Raw genomic sequence first — 22,309 nt, forward strand, 5'->3', positions numbered from 1 at the left:
GCCGAAAAAGCTGCCTATTAGGATTTTGCATCGCATCATAAAATATTTTTCAAATTTCAAAATCTACTCCTTTAATGTTTACGTAACTGATGGCTTAAAACAAACTTTTTAATGAGGGTTATCTTAATTGTGATATTCCTATTTATAATGGGGATAACTTCCAATGCGCAAACTAATGGTAGAGGGTGTAATACAGGCTCCGCGGTATTCACAAATTATTTAGGCACATATTTTTACTATGGTGATGTAAACCGTCCGGTAAGGGTATACAGTAACGCTACAGCCTACCCATCACGAATCGCGATTAACTTTAACAATTCAGTTGGTTATCAATGCAATCAAATTAATACTTACTCGGCAACGACTAAATACAATCCTGCAACAGGAAATAATGATCCTGTTCCGGCACAAAATGAGATTTTGACCTCAACTTATAATGCCGGTTATGCCGGTTGCGTGATTGCAGCCACACTTACAGGTACCCCAACGGGTGAAGGACCTGACGTTACCTTTACAATGGCGAACCCAACTTATTGTACTCCTGCTACGCCCGTACCTTTAGATACATATATCCTGATTTTAATGGCTGTGACAGGGATAATAGTTTTGAATATATTTAGAAATCAAGTTTTTGACAGTTTTAAGTAACTGAATAAAAGGAACAGCAATTTAGCCTAAAAGGCTTGGTAACTTCGTAAGAAGCACACCAGGCTTATGAAAAATTTAAAGGTCCTTTTGTTGATATTGTTTTTACTGGTTGCTGAAAAATCTTTTTCAGCTGTTGGGTGTAAGGTGATAGGTGGAACAACAATTTATCCAACCTATAATACTTATCTGCTTGGTGTTATCGTTAACGGGATTAATATTGGGATTCCGTCAGATGTTTATTGGTTGAATAACCCAATATCTACCAACGTATCATGTACAGTAGCCTGGGCTAACAATTATCAGGTAACCGGCTCCTGTGTTTATGGCACTCCGGCAGTAGCACTCCCTCCACTTGTATCGGTATGTACCAATTGTGTAGCAGGTGAACTTGTAAATTATACCACTACCCTACAATGCAACCTAGACGATTACTCATGGGCACTAGGGGCAACCGCCGCAGGCTTAGGCTTTGTCTTTATCCGGAGAAGAAAAAATAATAACAGTTAAGCGCTGCTAACTCCTAACCACTAAAATTAACCAGTTAAACGGTATCAGTGAACAGTTCTCAGTTGGCAGTTTATAGTTGCTAGTTAATACCGTCATCGCGAAGCCACACTAGTACGAGCTAGTTTATCCCGGTTCCAACTCAACCTGTCATCCTGAGCGTAGTCGAAGGACTTTTTCATTCGTCATTGCGAAGCCGGCCTAGTGTGAGCTGAAGCAATCTATCTCAATCAGTATAATAATTAGAGATTGCTTCGTACCTCGGAATGACGAGTTGTGGAGACCAATAATCAGTTTTCAGTTGGCAGTTAAACAATTAACCGATTGAACAATTTTCAATAACCAATAATCTTAACTAAGACGTTATTAAATTCAAACGTCCTGCTGAATTTATTTCAGCATCTCTTGGAAGATAGACCCTGAAACAATTTTCAGTTCTTAGTTTGAAATTTTCAGTTAACCAATTAACCAATTGATCAATATACAATAACCAATTATCAAAAATATTAACGAAAAGATTGCCACATCGTTAATCCTCGCAATGACGAGTTGTAGAAACCAATGAACCATTGAGTAATAATTGTTATATTAGCATTACAAAGGGATTTATCAATCCGGTATAGCAATTTCGCTACCGTTTTCACCCATAATTTTCAATGTTAAGTCCACCTCAAGTCCGACTCAAGTCCACCTTTAGTCCACGTTCTATCCACCCTTACTTCGTATTATCTCCCAGTGTACTCCAATAATGCTTCAGTAACACTTCGACTCCCGGGAACTAAAGTATTAAGGAATGATGTAGGGATAGCTATAGGATAGCAACTAAATCATCGCCCTATCAGGCCCGGCGTAGCGATGCTTTCCAAAACCCCAGCCGAACAAGTCCCGGAGTTTTCTAAATGTTAAGGTTAAGAAAGGCAGAAGCACAGTTACAGGCTTACGCAATAACCAATGTTCAATAACCAATTATCAAAAATCTTAACTAAGACGTTATTAAATTCAAACTTCCTGCTGGATTTAGTTCAGCATCTATTGGAAAGGAGACCCTGAAACAAGTTCAGGGTGACGGACCGGAGTGTCGTTTCGCTCTGAAGGAGTCTTCCTGCTCAACCTGTCATCCTGAGCGTAGTCGAAGGACTTTTTCATCCTACAACAGCTCCAAAGATCCCTCTATTCTGCTGCGCTCCAATCGGGATGACGACTTTTTGAGACCAATGAACTAATGATCAAATAGAAGCCCTCAACCACACCTCTGCACCTCGCTATCCGGCCTAGCCCATCGAGGCAGCAGAAAGCAAGGGAATACTTGAACTCCCTTTCATTTCCCCACAACCCAAGGGAATTTGCAGCCCTAAGGGAAATGTGTGCCAGCCTGGCCTCAAATTAACGCCATTGGTATTCCCTTGCTTTATGCAACGAGAGGGGCAAGCCTTGATTTTTGGTTACCTTTTTATCAAGAAAAAGGTAAGAGCCCTTGCGGCGGTGAGCAAATGATCAGTTTCAGTTAACATCGTCATTGCGAAGCCGGGAATGAGCGATCTGAAGCAATCTGTTTAATTAGGCGCTCCAAAGATCCCTCTATTCCGCTGTGCTCCAATCGCAATGACGACTTGTGGAGACCAATGAACTAATGACCAATGAACTATTGAACCAACCGAAGCCCTCAACCACACCTCTGCACCTCGCTATCCGGCCTAGCCCATAGAGGTAGCAGAAAGCAAGGGAATACTTGAACTCCCTTTCATTTCCCCGCAACCCAAGGGAATTTGCAGCCTAAGGGGGAATGTGCGTAAGTCAGGCCTCAAATTACCGCCATTGGTATTCCCTTAGCTTTATGCAACGAGAGGGGCAAGCCTTGATTTTTGGTTACCTTTTTATCAAGAAAAAGGTAAGAGCCCTTGCGGCGGCGAGCAAATAATCAGTTTTCAATTCGCAGTTTTCAGTTACTAATGAACTAATGAACTATTGAACAGTTGGCAGTTTTCAGTTAACACCGTCATTGCGAAGCCGGGTGAGAGCGAGCTGAAGCAATCTATATCAGTAAGTATTAAAATTAGAGATTGCTTCGTACCTCGCAATGACGACTTTTTGAAACCAATAAACTACTGAACCAATAGCCAACGTTTTGATATCTGCAAAAGAACACTTATATTGCTGTATGATTAAATCTATAGCTTATGAAAAAGTTGTGTTTAATCATCCCGCTCTTATTACCTCCCATATCTCTTTTTGCTACCGATGGTGTCGACGGATGTTTAATTACAACAGGTGTTACCATGCAGGCCAGACTTTATTACACCCCTTATACAGATGGTTTGGGAAGCCCGGTGCAGTGGATTGAAACCTCCACAGGCCACGCCGGATATAATATAACTACCGCTACAAGGTGTTTCGAAACAACAGGTATAACATGTGTGGTATATCAGTATGGCACAACCGGAGCCACACCACCGGGTACAGCTGTAGTATACAGTGGCTTTTACGGTCAGGTTACTACAAATTGTCCTATCGACGATTATATACCCATATTTTTTATCTTTACTGCGGGTTTTGCTTTCTTTCAGATAAGAAGAAATTAGAGCTTGTTTATTATGAAAATATCCCTGATCACAGTAGTTTATAACGGCAAAGCACATATCGAAGATTGTATTAAATCAATAATCAGCCAGTCGTATAAAGCCGTTGAATACATTGTTATTGATGGTGGTTCTACCGATGGGACACTGGAGCTTATTGAGCAATACCTGCCGTATATTACGCACCTGATATCAGAAAAGGATAAAGGATTGTATGATGCCATAAATAAAGGTATTACATTGGCATCTGGCGATGTAGTTGGTCTTTTAAACGCCGATGATATGCTGGCCGATGAAAAGGTGATAACGAAAATTGCAGCAGCTTTTCAAAATGATGCAGGTATTGAAGGTGTGCATGGCGATTTGAATTACATTACACCCGATAGTGGCAAGGTGATTCGGAAATGGAAAGGTAAACAAGCTTCCTTTAAGGAGATTGAACAAGGCTGGATGCCCGCACACCCGACCTTGTATTTAAGAAGAAGCCTTTTTGATAACTATGGTAATTATGCTTTGGATTTAGGTACAGCCGCCGACTATGATTTGATGCTGCGCTATTTCCATACATATAAAATAAAAACGAAGTACCTGCCTTTTTTAATGGTTAATATGCGAACAGGCGGGGTAAGTAATAATTCCTTAAAAAGCCTTTATAAAGCATTTGTGAACGACTACAAGGCGCTGCGGAAAAATGCGATTCCAGCGCCGTTGATGGTTGTTTTGAAGAAGAAGTTCTCTAAAATTATCCAGTTCTGGTAAAATTTGATATGCGTTTTGTCAACAAAAAAGCTGCGTATAAATAGCACTTTGTCGCTACAGTTAGTATCTTTGTTAGCAAACCGACTACAATTTTGCTGATACATTTACTTAATACAAATCCAGTATTTTTTTATGTCGCCATAGCGTTGATGGCCTGTGCTATTGTGGTTTCCAGTATTCCTTCAATAATTTATACCTCCATAAAGTATAGCTTATTTGATAAGAATGATATGCACCGCAAAAACCACAAGCATGATATTTCACGTTTAGGCGGCCTAGCCATTGTAGCCAGTTTCACCATAACAACACTATTGTTCTCTACCCTCGTTAAATTTGAGGAGGCTAACTTTCTAATTGTTTCATGCATCATTCTGGCGGCACTGGGTCTTAAGGATGACGTTTATGGAAGTAATACAAGTACTAAGTTTATGCTGCAGATTATTGTGGCCATCATACTGGTATTTTTCGGTGGTTTCCGGTTAACCAGCCTATATGGGGTGCTGGGGATTGATGACATGCCCATGCTTTGGGGAGGTGTGTTTTCTGTAATCTTAATCATTTTCCTGAACAATGCTTTTAATCTCATCGACGGGATTGACGGGCTTGCGGCAACAATCGGTATGCTCGCAAATCTGATTTTCGGTGTTTTCTTTGCTTTGATGCATCAGGTACATTATGCATTTATTGCCTTTGCCCTGGCGGGATCAGTAGCAGGATTTCTCCGGTATAACTGGTATCCGGCAAAGATATTCATGGGCGATACGGGAGCTTTGATCATCGGACTGGTAACCGCAGCATTGTCGATTAAATTTATTGAGCTGAATAAGTTTTCGATAAATAGTAACCCCTTTATTTATTCGGCTCCTGCCATTGCAGTATCCATTTTGATTGTGCCCATTTTTGATTCGCTCCGGATATTTACGGTTAGGGTACTCAAAGGGAAATCACCTTTCATGGGTGATCGTAATCATATACATCATAGGTTAGAACGCCTTGGTATGAAACCACCGTTTATTATTTTAGCTACAACCGGTTTAAATATCGGCGTTATTGTAATGACTATCCTGATGCGTAATTCCGGTAATTTCTTTTTAATCTTTTTTATTATTGGCTTGTGCACCATCTTTGATTTTGTGCTCTTCTATAAGCTAAGGATAAAAGATAATCGAAAAGAAAAGTATTCAAAGTGAATGATTAACTGCCACTATTTTTGTTAGCACAATTTATTATATTTCCATATATAAACAACTGCCATGCTGGCAATAGGGAAAAGCAAAACCAGAACGTTTCGATCAATTGGGCAGGGAAATGTATAAGTGGCTATAAAACCCTGCTGGCTGGGATTCCCATTCCGATAAACCATACATGAGTTTTGACTTATCGATAAACATTGAGGATTATCAATCGTAGTGTATTCATTAAAAGTGTAACCTTGCCCATCAGCTCTTAATCTGGTGTGTAGCGACCTGTTTTGTGCAGGTGTTTCAATACTGGATTCTATATAACAACCTGTTTGCGCAAGGGCTGGAATGGAGAGGAAAGCAATTATAATAATAAGGAAAGGGCATAAAAAATTTGAAACAGTAAGCATAATATGGAACGGAATGATTTTTTGCAAATATAAGAAACTTGTAATCGTTAATCTTTTTGTTTTTTAATGATTTCAAATGATGGAATTGTATAAGATTTGTTATTAAAATTAATTAGTATCATTTAAGCATGTCGGCTTTATATATTCCTTTCCACAATCCCGAAATAAAAAGTAATTTTGCGCACTAATTTTAATAAATGAGAATAGCAATAAACGGTTTTGGCAGGATAGGACGCACGTTCTTGCGTTTGGCTTTAGCCGAGGGTTTCGATGTAGTGGCAATTAATGATTTGGCAGAACCAAAAACGCTTGCCCACCTTTTTAAATACGATACCGTTCACGGTGTATATAAAGGAAATGTTGAGGCTAAGCCGGATGCCTTATTGGTTGATAACCAGACGATCCCTGTTTTTTCGATCAAACATCCGATCCAGTTGCCATGGTCGGCATTAAAAGTTGATATAGTGGTTGATTGTACCGGTAAAAACCTGAGCCATGAAGATGCCGAAGGACACCTGATTTCGGGCGCCAAACAGGTAATCATTTCTGCACCTGCAGCTGAAGATATTCCCATGGTGGTTTTAGGGGTTAACGACTATGAGATCGACCTGAGCAGTAAAATATTATCCAATGCGAGCTGCACAACCAATAACATTGCCCCGATGATTAAAATCCTGAATGATAACTGGGGTGTTGTTGAAGGCTACATTACTACTGTTCACTCTATGACTGGCGACCAGAACCTGCACGATAGCAACCATAAAGATTTGCGCAGGGCAAGGGCTGCTTCGGCTTCGATTATCCCTACCACAACAGGCGCTGCGAAGGCTATTACGCATATTTTTCCTGAGCTTGATGGGAAACTCGGCGGTGCGGGCATACGCGTTCCGGTATTAAATGGTTCCTTAACCGATTTCACCTGTTTATTAAAGGAAAAGACCACCATCACTGAAATCAATGCGGCATTTAAAACCGCTGCTGAAGGAAGTTTTGCTTCGGTTTTGGAATATACTGAAGACCCGATTGTTTCTGTTGATATTATTGATAATCCACACTCCTGCATTTTTGATGCCCAGCTTACCTCTATTGTTGGCGATCTGGTAAAAGTTGTAGGCTGGTACGATAATGAATATGGTTACAGCAGCCGGCTGGTCGATCTGATTAAAAAAGTTAAGGCACACCGTGAGGTTGCCATAGCTTAATAATTAATCGGTTAACTTTCTATACACTTAACCAATTTAAACATTTAACCAAAAACCGGCATAATTTACGGGAACGTTTGCATAACTTTGAACACAAGCCCTTAACAACAAAATATAAATGGTAAAATTTATCTCTGCAGAAGAAGTGCTCCCCTTAAGAAGTCTTGTTTTAAGAAACGGGAAATCGTTCGAGCATTGTGTTTTCGAGGGAGATAAAGCTTATGATACCTTTCACCTGGGTTATGCACTTAATGGCGAAATCAGGTCGATAGCCACTTTTATGCGCAACGATTTTTTTGAGGGAGAAGGAGAGGGTTATCAGCTTCGCGGAATGGCAACGCATCCTGACTTTAATGGCCAGGGATATGGAAAGGCCTTAATTGATTTTGCAATCGAGTACCTCAAAGAATACAATACTACTTATTTATGGTGCAATGCCCGCTGTACTGCCGCCGGTTTTTATAAGAAAATCGGTTTCACTACCGAATCGCCCGAATTTGATATTCCGGGTATTGGCTTCCATTATGAAATGAAAAAAAACTTAAATCAAAATAATTAAACATGAAAACAGTAGACCAGTTTAACTTTAAAGATAAAAAAGCGCTGATCAGAGTAGATTTTAACGTTCCTCTAAACGAAAATTTTGAAATTACCGACGATAAAAGAATGCGTGCTGCGCTTCCAACAATCAAAAAGATTTTAAACGATGGCGGCGCTGTAATTTTAATGTCGCACCTTGGTCGCCCGAAAGATGGACCTACCGATAAGTATTCTTTAAAACACATCCTTGGCGATTTATCTGCATTAGTTGGTGTAGAAGCTAAATTTGCTGATGACTGCATTGGCGAACCGGCTGTTAACCAGGCTAAAGATTTGGCAGCAGGCGAAGTTTTATTGTTGGAGAACCTTCGTTTCTATAAAGAAGAAGAAAAAGGCGATGTTGCCTTTGCTGAGAAACTGGCTGCTTTGGGCGATGTATATGTTAACGATGCTTTCGGTACAGCACACCGTGCTCATGCATCAACAGCGGTAATTGCTCAGTTTTTCCCTGATGCAAAATATTTTGGCTACCTGATGGCTTCGGAACTGGAAAATGCAGAGAAAGTATTAAACCATCCTGAACGACCATTTACTGCTATTATGGGTGGTGCTAAGGTTTCGGATAAAATTTTATTAATCGAAAAATTATTAGAGAAAGTAGATAATCTGATTATTGGCGGTGGTATGGCTTACACATTTGCGAAAGCGCAAGGTGGTGAAATCGGTACATCACTTTTAGAAGCTGATAAACAAGCACTTTCTTTAGAGTTATTAGAGAAAGCGAAAGCAAAAGGTGTTAATTTAATTTTACCTGTTGATACCGTAATCGCTGATAAGTTTGCTAATGATGCGGCTAAGCAAAATGTAGATGCTGGTCACATTCCAGCCGACTGGATGGGACTTGATATCGGCCCTAAATCTGTAGCCTTATTTCAGGATGTAATTAAAAACTCTAAAACTTTATTATGGAATGGCCCGATGGGTGTTTTCGAAATGGAAAGTTTTGAAGTAGGTACCAAAGCTGTTGCAGAAGCTGTAGTTGCTGCAACGAAAGATAACGGTGCTTTCTCTTTAATCGGAGGTGGCGATTCGGCTGCAGCCATTGCAAAATTCGGTATGGAAGATGAAGTGAGCTATGTATCTACCGGTGGTGGTGCTTTGCTCGAATACATGGAAGGTAAAGAATTACCAGGCGTTAAAGCAATTAATGAATAAATAGATATATTGCGGGTTGAATTAATCATTTAACCCGCAATATTGTCTTAAATTCTTTTGCCGCTCTCATGAAAATCTGCCCTGCACGATTATTACTCTTATTTTTTTCGGTGTTAAGCACCATCACGCAGGCGCAAACCAATCAAACCATTTTAAATGGCCAAGCCAGCAATGGCGTAAATTTCGGTGCTGCTGCCTGCAAATATAACTGGGCAAACGACAAGCCTGAAATTGGTTTGCCTGCCAGTGGTTCTGGTGATATTCCGTCATTTGTTGCCGTAAATAACTCAACAAAACCTATAATAGCTACTATAACTGCAACACCTGCCGCTGCAGGCTTTGCCTATGTGGCTGATACGTATCTGAACATTGTTTCGGTAATTAACTTAACTACTAATCTTGTTGTCGCCACTATTCCCGTTGGCTTAAATCCACATAATGTCGAGATTAGTGCCGACGGAAGCCTGGTCTATGTAGTCAATTATCACGGAGGTTCCATATCGGTGATCAGTACGGCTACAAATAAAGTAATTTCTACCCTGACTACCGATGATTATCAGCTTGGGTTTACCGTAAGTGCTGATGGTAGCCGCCTGTACACCATCTGTGGAAATGGTAAGTTTTTGGTTATCAATACCGCCACTAATACGGTTATAAAGTCGACGGTACTCAATTTAACCAGCTGTAGTATGTGTTTTAGTAAAGATGGGAAGTATATCTTTATTGCTTCTAACTATGGTAATGATATCGCTGTTTTTAATACGGAAACCAATGTTATTGAAAATACAATCCCTATTGGTGTTAATTCGAATACAGTCTCATTAAGTGCAGATGGAACAAAGCTTTATGTATCAACCCGCGATAACAGGATTAAAATCGTAGATATTGCAAGCCGTTCGGTGAGTTCGGATATTACTATACCTTATCCTTATGCTACGATGCTAAGTCCGGATGGAAAGTTATTATATGTAACTACATCCGGAAATTCTGTATCGGTGATTAACCTGGCCAATAATACAATTGTAGCAAGATATCCGGCAGGCCAATATGTAGAAGGCATTTCATTAAATGGAGATGGTTCAAGGTTATATGTTATGAATCAGGTGCCAGGAACAGTATCTGTGATTAATACGACCAATAATACCTTAATTACGGATGTGCGGGTAGGTACTAATCCTTATTCGATGGGTCATTTTGTTTACAGTTGTTCCGCAAAACCAATAACATTTACCATAACCATTAATCCAACTACACCGGTTCCAAAGGTAATTACTTCGGGTGTTCTTGCATCTTTAAGTACAGTTTATGGTAAGGCATCAGAAACTACAGCTTTTAAGCTTTCAGGAGAAAACCTGTCGGGCCCGGTTGAGCTTATTGCACCTGAAGGCTTCGAATTGAGTACAGACAACAATGTATTCGGTACGTCACTAAGTACTGGAAATTCAGGCAATCTGCCACTAACCACGGTTTACATCAGGTTAAAATCAAATGCCAGTGCCGGTAATTACGCAGGGCAGATTCAGATTAAAAGTGGTTCAGAAATTGCCATGGAATTAGCAATGCCTTTAAGTGAGGTGTTCAAAGCACCGTTGCTTATTGTGGCTGATACTAAAACCCGGTTTTTGGGTGCTGCGAACCCATTGTTTACCGCCAGTTATTACGGATGGGTAAATGGAGATACAACAGCAAAACTATCCGCGCAGCCAACAATAACATGTATCGCACTTAGCTCTTCTGCAATTGGAGCTTATCCTATTGTAATCAATGGTGCTGCAGCCACTAACTATGAAATATCTTATATTGATGGCTATCTTTATGTGGTAGAGAATCCTTCCGTAACCAATGTTCCTGGTGGGTTTTCGCCAAACAATGACGGTGTTAATGACTTTTGGGATATTAAAAATTTATCTTCAGATAGTGGGTGTACGGTAAATGTTTTTAACAGGTATGGGACCAAAGTTTTCTCATCAATTGGCTATAAAACTCCATGGGATGGTACAAGCAAGGGGAAAGTCGTAGTACCCGGTGTGTATTTCTATGTTATTACGCTAAAGGAAGGAAGAAAAATTTCCGGTAGCTTAACGGTGATCAGATAGTTGCTTTTTCACTTAATTTGAATCAACTAATCTCTACTGATAACCCTTTGCTTGTAAATTAAATAATTCTGCATAACGGCCGTTTTTTTTAAGGAGTTCCTGGTGTGTGCCTGATTCCAGTATTTTTCCTTTGTCGAGCACTAAAATCCGGTCGGCAAGTCTTGCAGTCGAAAAACGGTGAGAAATCAATACAGCCGATTTTCCTATCGTCAGTTCAGCGAAACGCTGGAATACTTCATATTCTGCCCTTGCATCCAGCGCTGAGGTTGGCTCATCAAGGATCAGTACCTGCGCATCTTTCATATATGCCCTAGCCAGTGCAACTTTCTGCCATTCACCACCCGATAGTTCTACACCATTATTGAATTTGCGCCCTAAAGCCTGTTCATAACCTAGCGGGAATTTAGCAACCAGTAAATCGGCAAGGCTTTGTTTTGCAGCGGTTTTAATCAGGTCCATATTGTCAATTTCCCCAACATTACCAACAGCAATATTTTGCGAAAAAGTCATCTGGTAGCGAATGTAATCTTGAAAAATGATACCCATATTGTACCTTAATTCTGCAAGGTTGTAGTTTTTTAAATCCTTGCCGTCAAGTAGTATCCTGCCTTCTGTCGGGTCGTAGAGCCGTGATAATAATTTTACCAGCGTTGTTTTGCCAGCACCATTCTCGCCAACGAGCGCAAGTTTTTCTCCGGCCTTAAGACTGAAACTCAGGTTGCGGCAGGCGTATTTCGATGCATTGTGGTATTGGAAACCTACATCTTCAAAAACAAATCCGCTAACAATTGGATTTGGGAACGGCAAGGCGTTTTCTGGTTCGGTAATCCTTGGTTTAATCTGGAAAAACTCGATAAAATCGTTCAGGTAAATAGCACCCTGCGATACCATGGTAAAACGGGAAAGCATGGTTTCCATTAAGGCGCTCAGTTGCCTGAAAGAGCCTGCAAGAAAAGTAAGGCTACCGATAGAGGCCTTACCGTTAATGGTCTGGAAGATGATGAAACCATAAGCACCATAATAGCCAATGGTTCCAAGTATGGAGAAAAGCGTTCCCCAGCCCGAACGGCTCAGGGCCAGTTTGCTGTTATCGGCATAAAATTTATCCGAAAGGGTTTTGAAGCGGTTGATGATAAAACCCGAAAGCCCGAAAACCTTTACCTCTTTAGCCGTTTCATCGCTCGCACCAAGGTAGCGTACATAATCAAGTTCACGCCGCTCCGGGGTCTGGCTGCGGGATAGGGCATAATTACGACTGTTGAAGTATGATTCGCCCAGGAATGAAGGGATAATTGCAACAAGAAGCATCAGGATAAGCCATGGATTAAAGGCAATTAATCCGGTTAACAGAAATGCCATAGATATAAAATCCTGTACCTGGCTCATTACCTGCGAGAGTAAAATGGTACGCCCAATGGTTTGCTGTCTGGCCCTTTCCAGCTTATCGTAAAATACAGAATCCTCAAACTGGTCTAAATCAAGCTCAGTGGCGTGCCGCATAATCCGCATGGAGGTATGATTGGAGAATAAATCGCCCAGTAAGCTGTCGGTCAGGTTAATCATCCGGTTTAAACCATCGGTTAAAACAGCCAGTATAAATTCCAGTCCAACCAGTTCCCATAGCCTTGCGATGTCTGTGCTGGTTCCGGTATTTAAGGCAACAACCTGGTCGATGATTAGCTTCCCTGTATAAAGCAGCGCAACAGGCATGGCAGAACGGAAAATGCGAAGCAACAGGCTGATCAGTGTTTTTTGGGGGCTGCTTTCCCATACCATCTTAAAGAAAACCGGTAAATTCCTGAAAGATAATAAACGCTGTTTAAACGATATTTCTTCCATCTTAATGGTATTGATGCCTTTTGCCATATATTCCTGCTGTTAGTCAAATATAATTTATTATCTTTCAGGAATTCCTGAAAAGTAAAATCTTTACCTGAATTTGAAATCTGTTTAGTCGTTGGATAATTGAATATTAGTGTAAATGCTTAATATGTAGTATCTTGTAGGGTAATTGTCCCGATGTTTAGTTTTGATAGCTGTTCCTGCATTACTTACTAAATTAATTTAACCAAATGAAGTTCATCTCTACAAAATGGTACACGCTCATTAGCGGAACGGTATTGCTTATCGCAATTTTACTCATCTTTATCCTCATTCCCTGTCCAACAAATCCCCAGCAAAACATATTGCGGATTTTTATTGCACTTGCTGCAGGAGCCTTTGCTATTGGTATACCGGGAAAAATTAATATCAAGAACGATTTTGTTAGCGCCGGGGGTGCTATCGCGGTAGTGGTTTTTATCTATATGGTTAATCCGGCAGGCTGGAAAGAAGAGAGCGATTGCAACGCCAGGAATTTCAGGGCGATTGTATACGTCGACAATCAATTAACCAAAGATGTAGAAGTGATTTTTCCGGCGCTAGGGAAATCTGCCTTTACCGATAACTATGGGGCAATAAACGTCGAATACTTGCCCCAGCAAATCAGCCTGCCTTTTAAGGTGATTTTTAAATACAAAACAGTGGTGGATACAACCGTTTCTTTAGATGCATTAAGCAATAATAAAACAGAGTTTTTCCTGAAGGCTAAAAATACAGCCGGTCAAAATACCAGCCTGAGCAATAACTCGCTTTCCGTTAATTTTGGCGATTTAAACCTGAATATTTCCCTGATCAACCCAAATAAAACAGATCCGGTTTATGTTTATGCTGATACCGTTGCCTATCATTTTTCGGCTAATGGTGATTCCGTTTTCATAAAGCCTGCTTCAGCCATATTAAGTCTGCTAAATAAAGGAGGGGTAGTTTCAGGGAACGAAAATCCCTGGTGCATTAATTTACCACAGTTCGATTTTAAGCTCAGTAATAACAGTGATGAAGCGATATTTTTAAATGAAATTCAGGTGGCTGTTTCCAGCAGCAGTGCAAATAACAAGGCTTTAATTGTTCCCTCAGGTGTTTCTGCCATAAGTTTTTCGAATAATGGCTGGGGCGATGCGAAAGATGTAAAACTTGATTTTAATGTTGTACCTGCCAAATTTTATAAGGGATGGGCGCAAACAAGTTACCGGCATCATTATCAATATCCTTTGCTAAAACGAAATCAGCCCTGGAAGGAAGGTGATCCGGAGCCTTCCAATGCGAATGATGAGGGAGGTGCCGGGATTTTTATCGACTTGCATAGCTTAATGAAACAGTACGGCATCAGCCAGGAAGCATTTGAGGCCGGTGAATATGCCGACCTTAAAAAGCCTAACGATCCGAAAACGAAAAAGTATAAAAAACTGGCTGGTAATTATGACGAGGGTGGAATGGCCTACGGTTTACTTTCTTATACCGATACAGATGGAATCGTGAAACAGCTAAAATTCCAGAGTGCATTCGAGATCAGCTCAGGTTACGGGGCCGATTTACCCGAGGGAGAGGCTTACAACACTAAATTTAAGACTTCAGGCAATAACTATCAGTTATCCTCTTCGATCTCAAGAGGAATAAAGCCTAAGGATTTTGACAGGTTTTCATTGGTTTATGGCGCCGGTCAATCCTCAAAACATATCTTTAAATTGTCTTTTTTGTATAATTCTAAAAAGATAACACTTCCCTATGTTTTTGTGCTCGACTATTTCAATACACCTGATGGTGTTTAGTCATTGAGCTTAATCAAGATTTTTGGTGCTTCTTAGTGCCCAGTAAACCAATACCGGCTGAAAAAATAACCTGGCGAATCTTTTGGCATCAGTGTTTAGTCCGAAAGCCGGACGCTTATTCTTAAACTGTGCAATATTGCCGGGGAAAACAGCGACAAATAAGCCAGCTGCAATTTTACCTAAGTTTTTTTGCTGTTTTTCTGGTGCGAATACTAAGGCACTTCCCAGTGCAATCTCTACAATTCCCGATTGAACAACAGTATCATCTTTCTCTAGTGGAACCCAATCGGGTACTTGTGCCTGAAATGCTTTTCTGGCAAATGTTAAATGCCCTAAGCCGGCAATCATTAATCCTGCACCTAAAAAGAGCCGGGCTACTTTTTCTCTTGTCATATCTTCTCTTTAATGGTTTACCGGTTTAAACAATTTTGAGCTTCAAAAGTTGGGGCTTTGTTTTATCGTGCTGTTGTGCAGTCCTTTAGTTTATGGTCGGTGTTAGCCAGCTCTGGAAGCATTAATTTTATGGTTTTGCTTTACATCACAGCAAATTCCCACCGGAGCATAAAAATCATGACAAATTCTACTTTTGTGAGTAAAATTTTGGCGAAAACACCTCAGAATGTCCTTAGCTTTGGGCTTCGAAGCCACCTGTTTTTTGAAAATAAATAGGGTGAAAAATATTTTTTAATGATAATATATTTTGATGTTAACTTGCTTTTTATCAGTTATTAAGCGGTTTTTATAGCTTTTCAGGTAATTTCTTTACCACTCTTTTTTGGAGTAAAGTGGGAGAAAATAGATGTGGAAAACTTTTTTGTGGTAGAAAGTGGTAAAAAGTGGTAAAACTATTTACTTTTACACTACATAAAAAGTGTAAATCCCACTATGGCTCATCTTTTAGGAGAATTTGATTGTAAACTTGATGCGAAAGGCCGCTTAATGGTTCCTTCTTCGCTTAAGAAACAATTGCCTGATGTGGAGCGTGAGGGCCTGGTGATTAACCGTGGTTTCGAGAAAAATTTAGTTATCTATCCAAAAAGTGTCTGGGATAAAATTGTAGAGAAGCTTGGTGAGCTTAATGTTTACGATGCTGAAAACAGGAACTTCGTCAGGGCTTTTACCCGTGGTGCGTCTGAGTTGAGTCTTGATGCTGCGGGCCGCGTGCTTTTACCGAAATCACTTACTGAATATGCCGGCATCGGAACTGATGTTATGCTTGCTTGCCAACTAGACCGTATAGAGGTTTGGGATAAGCAATCGTACGAAGATACTCTAGATAGTACGCCTGCAAATTTTGCAGCACTTGCGCAGAAAGTGATGGTTGATAAGAAGGGAGGTGCTGATGGAATATAATTACCATGTTCCTGTGATGCTGCAGCCTTGTATCGATGGTTTAAATATTAAACCGGATGGGGTTTATGTGGATGTGACTTTTGGTGGCGGAGGCCATTCGAAAGAAATTTTAAAGCACCTTGGAGCGAAAGGTCGTTTGATTGCTTTTGATCAGGATGCTGATGCGCAGGCGAATATTCCTGATGACGATCGTTTTATTTTTATTGATCAGAATTTTGGTTTCCTGAAAAATAACCTTCGCTTGAAAGGTTTTAAGCAGGTGGATGGTATTCTGGCTGACCTGGGGGTTTCTTCTCATCAGTTTGATGTTCCTGAGCGTGGCTTTTCAATTCGTTTTAATGGTGACCTGGATATGCGTATGGATTCGAATGGGAGCCTTACCGCTGCAGAGGTTTTAAATACCTATGCAGAAGATAAGTTGCATCGCATTTTTGGTATTTATGGTGAAGTGAAGAATGCCAGGTCTTTAGCCCGTGCTGTGGTTACGGCCCGTTTGGATCAGCCTTTTACAGATATCAACAGTTTTAAAACTGCAGTTGCAGAATATATCCCGAAAGGAAAAGAAAATAAATATTTAGCACAGGTTTTTCAGGCGCTTCGTATTGAGGTAAATGCAGAGATTAAGGTGCTTGAAGATTTTTTACAGCAAGCGGCAGATGTTTTGAAACCCGGTGGTCGTTTGGTGGTGATGTCTTACCATTCGCTGGAAGACAGGCCGGTAAAGAATTTCATGGCTAAAGGTAAATTTCAGGGTGAAGTAGAAAAGGATTTTTTTGGTAACCAGCAAAAGCCTTTTCATGTAATTACCCGTAAGGCCATTGTTGCCACTGAAGAAGAGATTGCCCGGAACAACAGGGCTCGTAGTGCAAAACTAAGAATAGCTGAAAAGATATGAACAGGTTTAGAGAAGAAGAGGAGTTGGGACCGGAACCTGAATTGAAGGTAAAAACGGAAAAGGTAAGGCCTGAAGACGAGAAAAAGTTCAGTGATACTTTTATCGGAAAGTTTTTTACTGAAGGAGTGATATCAAAAGAAGCGGCTACGGATGCATTGCCGTTTTTGTGCTTTTTAGCGCTTTTGGGTATGATATACATTGCGAACAGTCATTTTGCAGTGAACAATGTGCGTCGTATCGATAAACTGAATAAAGAAGTTAAGGAGCTACGCTGGGAGTATAAATCGTTGAAAGCTGATCTGATGTTTAAGAGTAAACTAACAGAAGTGGCTAAAAAGGTTGATACGCTTGGGATAAAGGAATTAGTTGAACCACCAAAAAAAATAATTGTTAAAAGCGATGAATATTAGAGCAAACATATTGCTTCGTGTATATCTGGCATTTGGCTTAATTGTGCTTTTTGCTTTGGCGGTATTTTTACGCCTTGGTCAGGTGCAGTTTATACAGGGGCATAAATGGAAAGCTATGGCTGATAGTCTTTCTACCCGGTATATGGCTGTTGAGGCTACACGTGGTAATATATATTCCAATGATGGTAGTTTGCTGGCAACCTCGGTGCCGGAGTATGAACTGCATATGGATATGTTTGCTGGTGGTATTGCAGATGATAAAATCTTTAATGAAAAGGTTGATTCCCTTGGTATGAAGCTGGCAGGTCTTTTTGGCGATAAATCGGCAAAAGACTATTCAAGAATTCTTCGTAAGGGCCGTCAGGATAGTGCAAGGTACTTATTAATTCGCCGCAGGGTGAGTTACACGGATTTGAAAACTGTAAGAACTTTCCCTTTATATAACATCGGTAAATTCAGTGGTGGCTTAATCGCGGTTCAGCAGAACAAGCGGATTTTGCCATTCCAGGCGCTTGCTGCCCGTACCATCGGCTATAAAAATGCAAATGTTAAAAATGGTGTCGGTTTAGAAGGTGCATATACAGAGTATATTAATGGAGAAAGTGGTAAACGTTTAATGCAGCGTATTGCAGGTGGTGTTTATGTGCCTGTAAATGATGAGGAGGAAGTTGCACCGAGAGATGGCGCCGATATTATTTCTACCATTGATATCAATATGCAGGATCTGGCGCAAAGTGCACTGGAAAAACAACTTAAAAATTACAGCGCCGACCATGGAACTGTAATTGTGATGGAGGTGGCGACTGGCGAAATCAGGGCTGTAGCAAATTTCTCGAAAGTAGAAGAGGGTGTTTATAAAGAGCAATTTAACTATGCTATTGCAGGTAACCAGGATCCGGGTTCAACCTTTAAGTTGGCTTCTTATATGGCTTTACTGGAAGATAAACTAGTGGATACCAATACGATGGTTGGGACGGGTACTTACCAGATTCCTGGAAAATTAATTACCGATTCACATGGAAGTATCGGTACGGTTACGGTGAAAAGAGCTTTTGAGGAGTCTTCTAACGCGGCGATTGCCTACCTGGTAAATTCAAATTATAAAGAGAATCCGTCGAAGTTTACCGATCATTTGTACGATTGGCACCTGAACCAAAAACTCGAACTTCAGATCCCTGGAGAGGCAACACCGGTAATCAAAAGCCCTAAAACGAACCGTAGCTGGAATAAAAACATGACTTTGCCACAAATGGCTTATGGTTATGAAATGCAGTTAACGCCGCTTAAGATGTTGTCTTTTTACAATGCTGTTGCCAATAACGGGAAATATGTTGCACCCATTTTTGTGAAGGAGATCAGAAGATTAGGTAATCCGATAGAGCAGTTTAAGGCCAGGGTAATTAACGATCAGATTTGTTCTGATGTGACCTTGAGCAAGATTAAAAAAATGCTCGAAGGCGTGGTAACTGAGGGTAGTGGTAAAACCTATGTATATAATCGATTATATAAAATAGCGGGTAAAACGGGTACAGCCCAGGTTGCTGATGCAAACAAAGGTTACAAGGCAAAGAAACAATACCAGGCATCTTTTGTAGGGTATTTTCCTGCAGAGAAGCCTAAATACTCCATGATCGTGGTAATCAACGATCCTAAGGGTGGTTATTATGGTGCATTGGTTTCTGGTCCGGTATTCAGGGAAATCGCCGACAGGATCTATGCGAGCGACATGCAGATGTACAATGATGTGCCTACAACATTAGTTGGCAATACGGGTAATCCACCTACAAAAGCTGGTCAAAGCAAAGCGACACAAAAAGTTTACAAAGCTTTTGGCTTTAAACCGCTGTTCGCTTCAAAGTCAGAATATTACAATACGATAGATACCAGCGCAGGAACAATTTTTCAGGAAAATAATGAACGAAAAGGGGTAATGCCAAATGTTGAAGGAATGGGGCTAAAAGATGCGCTTTACCTTTTGGGAAATGCAGGACTTAAGATCAGGGTAAGTGGTTCAGGCAAGGTAATCAGGCAATCTGTGCAGGCCGGAACAAAGGTTGGCAAGGGTTTGCAAATAGATATACAGTTAGACTAATTGAGATGATGGAATGATAGACTGACAATTTTTAGTGCATTCAATCATTCAAAAATAAAATATATGCAATTACAGGATTTACTATACGGCGTTACGATAAAGGAGCTGGTTGGCAGAACCGACAGGGAGATTAATGCCCTGAATTTCGATTCGCGTAAAGTAGCCGATAATGATATTTTCTTCGCTGTGGTAGGTACAGTGGCCGATGGCCACCTGTTTATTGAACAAACTATAGTGCGAGGGGCGAAAGTAATTGTTTGTGAAAACCTGCCAGAAATTAGTGATTACGATGTTACCTATGTTAAGGTCGAAAATTCTTCTGTAGCACTGGGTATAATGGCTGGTAATTTCTACGGAAATCCCTCTGCTGATTTAAAACTAGTTGGTATTACCGGAACAAATGGTAAAACAACCATTGCCACCATTCTATATAAACTTTTCAGGGATTTAGGCTACAAAACCGGCTTATTGTCGACTGTTGAGAACTACATTAACGATGTGGTGGTCGCGGCAACACATACCACCCCTAACCCGATTGTTTTGAACGCTTTGCTTCGCGATATGGTTAATGCAGGTTGCGATTACTGTTTTATGGAGGTGAGCTCTCATGCGGTTTCTCAACATAGGATTGAGGGTTTAACTTTTGCAGGAGGTGTTTTTTCAAACATTACACACGATCATCTTGATTTTCACAAAACTTTCGACAGTTACCTGAAAGCTAAAAAAGCATTCTTCGATGGTTTACCTAAATCGGCTTTTGCACTGACCAATACCGATGATAAGAATGGCATGGTGATGCTGCAAAATACCAAGGCCCATAAGAAAACATATGCTTTAAAACAGCTTGCTGATTTTAAAGCGAAGATTATTGAGAACCAGTTTAGCGGTTTACACCTTGATATCGATAATGAAGATGTTTACTTCAAGCTGGTAGGGTCATTCAATGCCTATAATTTACTGGCTGTTTACGGTACGGCGATTTTGCTGGAGCAGGATAAACTGAAAGTACTAACGCTGCTAAGCCGCTTAACAGGGGCTGAGGGACGTTTCGATTACATCACCTCTCCGGATAAAATTATCGGTATTGTAGATTATGCACATACGCCCGATGCTGTACAAAATGTTTTGAGTACGATAGCCAATATAAGAAAAGGAACGGAGCAGGTAATTACGGTGATTGGTTGTGGTGGCGACAGGGATAAAACCAAACGTCCGGTAATGGCACAGGTTGCCTGCGATTGGAGTGATAAGGTAATCCTGACTTCTGACAATCCACGTACGGAAGATCCGCAAACCATTATCAATGAAATGGAGGAAGGTGTTTCGCCTACAAATAAGCGTAAAACATTATCCATCCTTGATAGAAAAGAAGCGATAAAAACAGCTTGTCATCTTGCAAAAAGCGGGGATATTATCCTTGTTGCAGGAAAAGGACATGAGAAATACCAGGAAATTAATGGTGTACGAAATCATTTTGACGATAAAGAAATTTTGCTTGAACAATTAAACCCTCGCAGCTAATGTTATATTTATTATTCGAATACCTGCATAAGCACTACGACATTCCTGGATTAAGGTTGTTTCAGTATATTACTTTCCGGGCTTCGGTATCAATTATCTTGTCGTTAATCATTACCACGGTTTACGGTCGCAGGCTGATCGATTACCTTCATAAAAAACAGGTAGGTGAAACCGTAAGGAATTTGGGGCTTGAAGGCCAGATGCAAAAGCAAGGTACACCAACCATGGGTGGTATCATTATATTGCTTGGTATTTTAATTCCGACCATCCTTTTTGCGAACATCACCAATGTGTATGTAATCCTGATGATCGTAACCACCATCTGGATGGGCGCAATTGGTTTTCTTGATGATTATATTAAAGTTTTCAAAAAAAATAAAGAAGGTTTAGCGGGAAGGTTTAAAGTTGTTGGACAGGTAGGTTTAGGTATAATTGTCGGCTGGACGATGTATTATAACCCAAATATCCTGGTTAGACAAACTGTTCAGGATAATGTTAAAACCACAAATGCCGCACCAATGGTTTTGCGCCAGAAAGGTGAAACATTTTATTATACACAGGATGTAAAATCAACTAAAACGAATATCCCTTTCTATAAAAACAATGAGTTTGATTATGCGAAGGTGCTTAAGTTTTTAGGTAAAGGTTATGAAAAATATGCATTTCTGGTTTTTCTTGCTTTCACCGTTTTCATCATTACGGCAGTATCGAATGGTGCCAATATTACCGATGGTATAGATGGGCTTGCTACAGGTACCTCCGCTGTAATTGGTACAACCCTCGGCATACTGGCTTATGTTTCGGGTAACGTAGGCTTCGCCGATTACCTGAACATTATGTATATCCCGAATTCGGGGGAGCTGATGATTTTTGCGGGTGCATTTGTTGGTGCCTGTGTAGGCTTCTTATGGTATAACTCTTATCCGGCTCAGGTTTTTATGGGTGATACAGGAAGTTTAGCCATCGGCGGTATCATCGCATCATTTGCTATCATGATCCGTAAAGAATTATTGATTCCTATACTATGTGGTATTTTCTTGATCGAGCTTGTTTCGGTGATCATGCAGGTATCATACTTTAAATACAGTAAGAAAAGGTTTGGCGAAGGCAGGCGGATTTTGCTTATGGCACCCTTGCATCACCATTACCAGAAGAAAGGTTACCATGAAGCTAAGATCGTTACCCGTTTCTGGATTATTGGAATCTTACTGGCTATCATGACCATTGTAACGTTGAAATTAAGGTAGAATAAAGCGTAAG

Annotated in this window: 18 protein-coding genes; 16 read left to right on the plus strand and 2 right to left on the minus strand. The window is 40.5% G+C overall.

What is annotated here, in order from left to right; genetic code table 11:
* The first annotated feature begins 111 nt into the window (after positions 1-111).
* The 9 genes from R2R71_RS18400 to R2R71_RS18440 all read left to right on the plus strand — a co-directional run bounded on the left by R2R71_RS18400 (position 112) and on the right by R2R71_RS18440 (position 11,131).
* Entirely contained in the window at positions 112-648 is a 537-nt protein-coding gene (locus tag R2R71_RS18400; RefSeq protein WP_316832748.1) for a hypothetical protein, read from the plus strand.
* Between the two features lie 66 nt (positions 649-714).
* Positions 715-1,155 carry a hypothetical protein gene (locus tag R2R71_RS18405; RefSeq protein WP_316832749.1) on the plus strand — a complete coding sequence of 147 codons (441 nt, stop codon included), beginning with the start codon at positions 715-717 and terminating at the stop codon, positions 1,153-1,155.
* Positions 1,156-3,329: 2,174 nt separating this feature from the next.
* Entirely contained in the window at positions 3,330-3,731 is a 402-nt protein-coding gene (locus R2R71_RS18410) for a hypothetical protein (protein ID WP_316832750.1), read from the plus strand.
* A 12-nt stretch (positions 3,732-3,743) separates the two neighbouring features.
* Entirely contained in the window at positions 3,744-4,487 is a 744-nt protein-coding gene (locus tag R2R71_RS18415) for a glycosyltransferase family 2 protein (protein WP_316832751.1), read from the plus strand.
* 92 nt (positions 4,488-4,579) lie between these two features.
* A complete protein-coding gene (locus R2R71_RS18420) occupies positions 4,580-5,677 on the plus strand; it encodes an MraY family glycosyltransferase (protein ID WP_316832752.1) in 1,098 nt (365 codons plus the stop codon).
* Between the two features lie 598 nt (positions 5,678-6,275).
* The gene (gap, locus tag R2R71_RS18425; RefSeq protein ID WP_316832753.1) at positions 6,276-7,280 is read left to right on the plus strand and encodes a type I glyceraldehyde-3-phosphate dehydrogenase; all 1,005 of its coding nucleotides are present in this window, start codon (positions 6,276-6,278) and stop codon (positions 7,278-7,280) included.
* Between the two features lie 118 nt (positions 7,281-7,398).
* Positions 7,399-7,839, plus strand: a complete 441-nt coding sequence (locus tag R2R71_RS18430) for a GNAT family N-acetyltransferase (protein ID WP_316832754.1) — start codon at positions 7,399-7,401, stop codon at positions 7,837-7,839.
* A gap of 2 nt (positions 7,840-7,841) precedes the next feature.
* Entirely contained in the window at positions 7,842-9,035 is a 1,194-nt protein-coding gene (locus tag R2R71_RS18435; RefSeq protein WP_316832755.1) for a phosphoglycerate kinase, read from the plus strand.
* A 68-nt stretch (positions 9,036-9,103) separates the two neighbouring features.
* Positions 9,104-11,131: a gliding motility-associated C-terminal domain-containing protein gene (locus R2R71_RS18440; protein ID WP_316832756.1), complete on the plus strand. Its 2,028-nt coding sequence runs from the start codon at positions 9,104-9,106 to the stop codon at positions 11,129-11,131.
* Between the two features lie 33 nt (positions 11,132-11,164).
* Here R2R71_RS18440 and R2R71_RS18445 read toward each other — a convergent pair whose 3' ends face one another.
* Entirely contained in the window at positions 11,165-12,997 is a 1,833-nt protein-coding gene (locus tag R2R71_RS18445) for an ABC transporter ATP-binding protein (protein WP_316832757.1), read from the minus strand.
* Positions 12,998-13,203: 206 nt separating this feature from the next.
* Here R2R71_RS18445 and R2R71_RS18450 point away from each other — a divergent pair, with 206 nt between their 5' ends.
* Positions 13,204-14,778 carry a hypothetical protein gene (locus tag R2R71_RS18450; protein WP_316832758.1) on the plus strand — a complete coding sequence of 525 codons (1,575 nt, stop codon included), beginning with the start codon at positions 13,204-13,206 and terminating at the stop codon, positions 14,776-14,778.
* Between the two features lie 9 nt (positions 14,779-14,787).
* Here the strand turns inward: R2R71_RS18450 and R2R71_RS18455 are convergent, their stop codons facing one another.
* The gene (locus R2R71_RS18455; RefSeq protein ID WP_316832759.1) at positions 14,788-15,171 is read right to left on the minus strand and encodes a hypothetical protein; all 384 of its coding nucleotides are present in this window, start codon (positions 15,169-15,171) and stop codon (positions 14,788-14,790) included.
* Positions 15,172-15,663: 492 nt separating this feature from the next.
* Here R2R71_RS18455 and mraZ point away from each other — a divergent pair, with 492 nt between their 5' ends.
* The 6 genes from mraZ (at position 15,664) to mraY (ending at position 22,296) form a co-directional block, all read left to right on the plus strand.
* Complete coding sequence (gene mraZ / locus R2R71_RS18460) at positions 15,664-16,131, plus strand: division/cell wall cluster transcriptional repressor MraZ (protein WP_316832760.1); 468 nt, start codon at positions 15,664-15,666, stop codon at positions 16,129-16,131.
* On the plus strand, positions 16,121-17,026 hold the full coding sequence (rsmH, locus tag R2R71_RS18465) for a 16S rRNA (cytosine(1402)-N(4))-methyltransferase RsmH (protein ID WP_316832761.1): 906 nt from the start codon (positions 16,121-16,123) through the stop codon (positions 17,024-17,026). The genes mraZ and rsmH overlap by 11 nt, the downstream gene beginning before the upstream one ends.
* Entirely contained in the window at positions 17,023-17,436 is a 414-nt protein-coding gene (locus R2R71_RS18470) for an FtsL-like putative cell division protein (RefSeq protein WP_316832762.1), read from the plus strand. The genes rsmH and R2R71_RS18470 overlap by 4 nt, the downstream gene beginning before the upstream one ends.
* Entirely contained in the window at positions 17,426-19,528 is a 2,103-nt protein-coding gene (locus R2R71_RS18475) for a penicillin-binding protein (RefSeq protein WP_316832763.1), read from the plus strand. The genes R2R71_RS18470 and R2R71_RS18475 overlap by 11 nt, the downstream gene beginning before the upstream one ends.
* Before the next feature lie 63 nt (positions 19,529-19,591).
* Complete coding sequence (locus tag R2R71_RS18480) at positions 19,592-21,049, plus strand: UDP-N-acetylmuramoyl-L-alanyl-D-glutamate--2,6-diaminopimelate ligase (RefSeq protein ID WP_316832764.1); 1,458 nt, start codon at positions 19,592-19,594, stop codon at positions 21,047-21,049.
* Positions 21,049-22,296, plus strand: coding sequence for a phospho-N-acetylmuramoyl-pentapeptide-transferase (gene mraY, locus R2R71_RS18485; protein ID WP_316832765.1), 1,248 nt, complete (start codon positions 21,049-21,051; stop codon positions 22,294-22,296). Before R2R71_RS18480 ends, mraY begins: the two co-directional genes overlap by 1 nt.
* Positions 22,297-22,309: the final 13 nt, after the last annotated feature.

Origin of the sequence: Pedobacter aquatilis (assembly GCF_032678405.1) — a bacterium.
Lineage (GTDB): Bacteria > Bacteroidota > Bacteroidia > Sphingobacteriales > Sphingobacteriaceae > Pedobacter > Pedobacter aquatilis_A.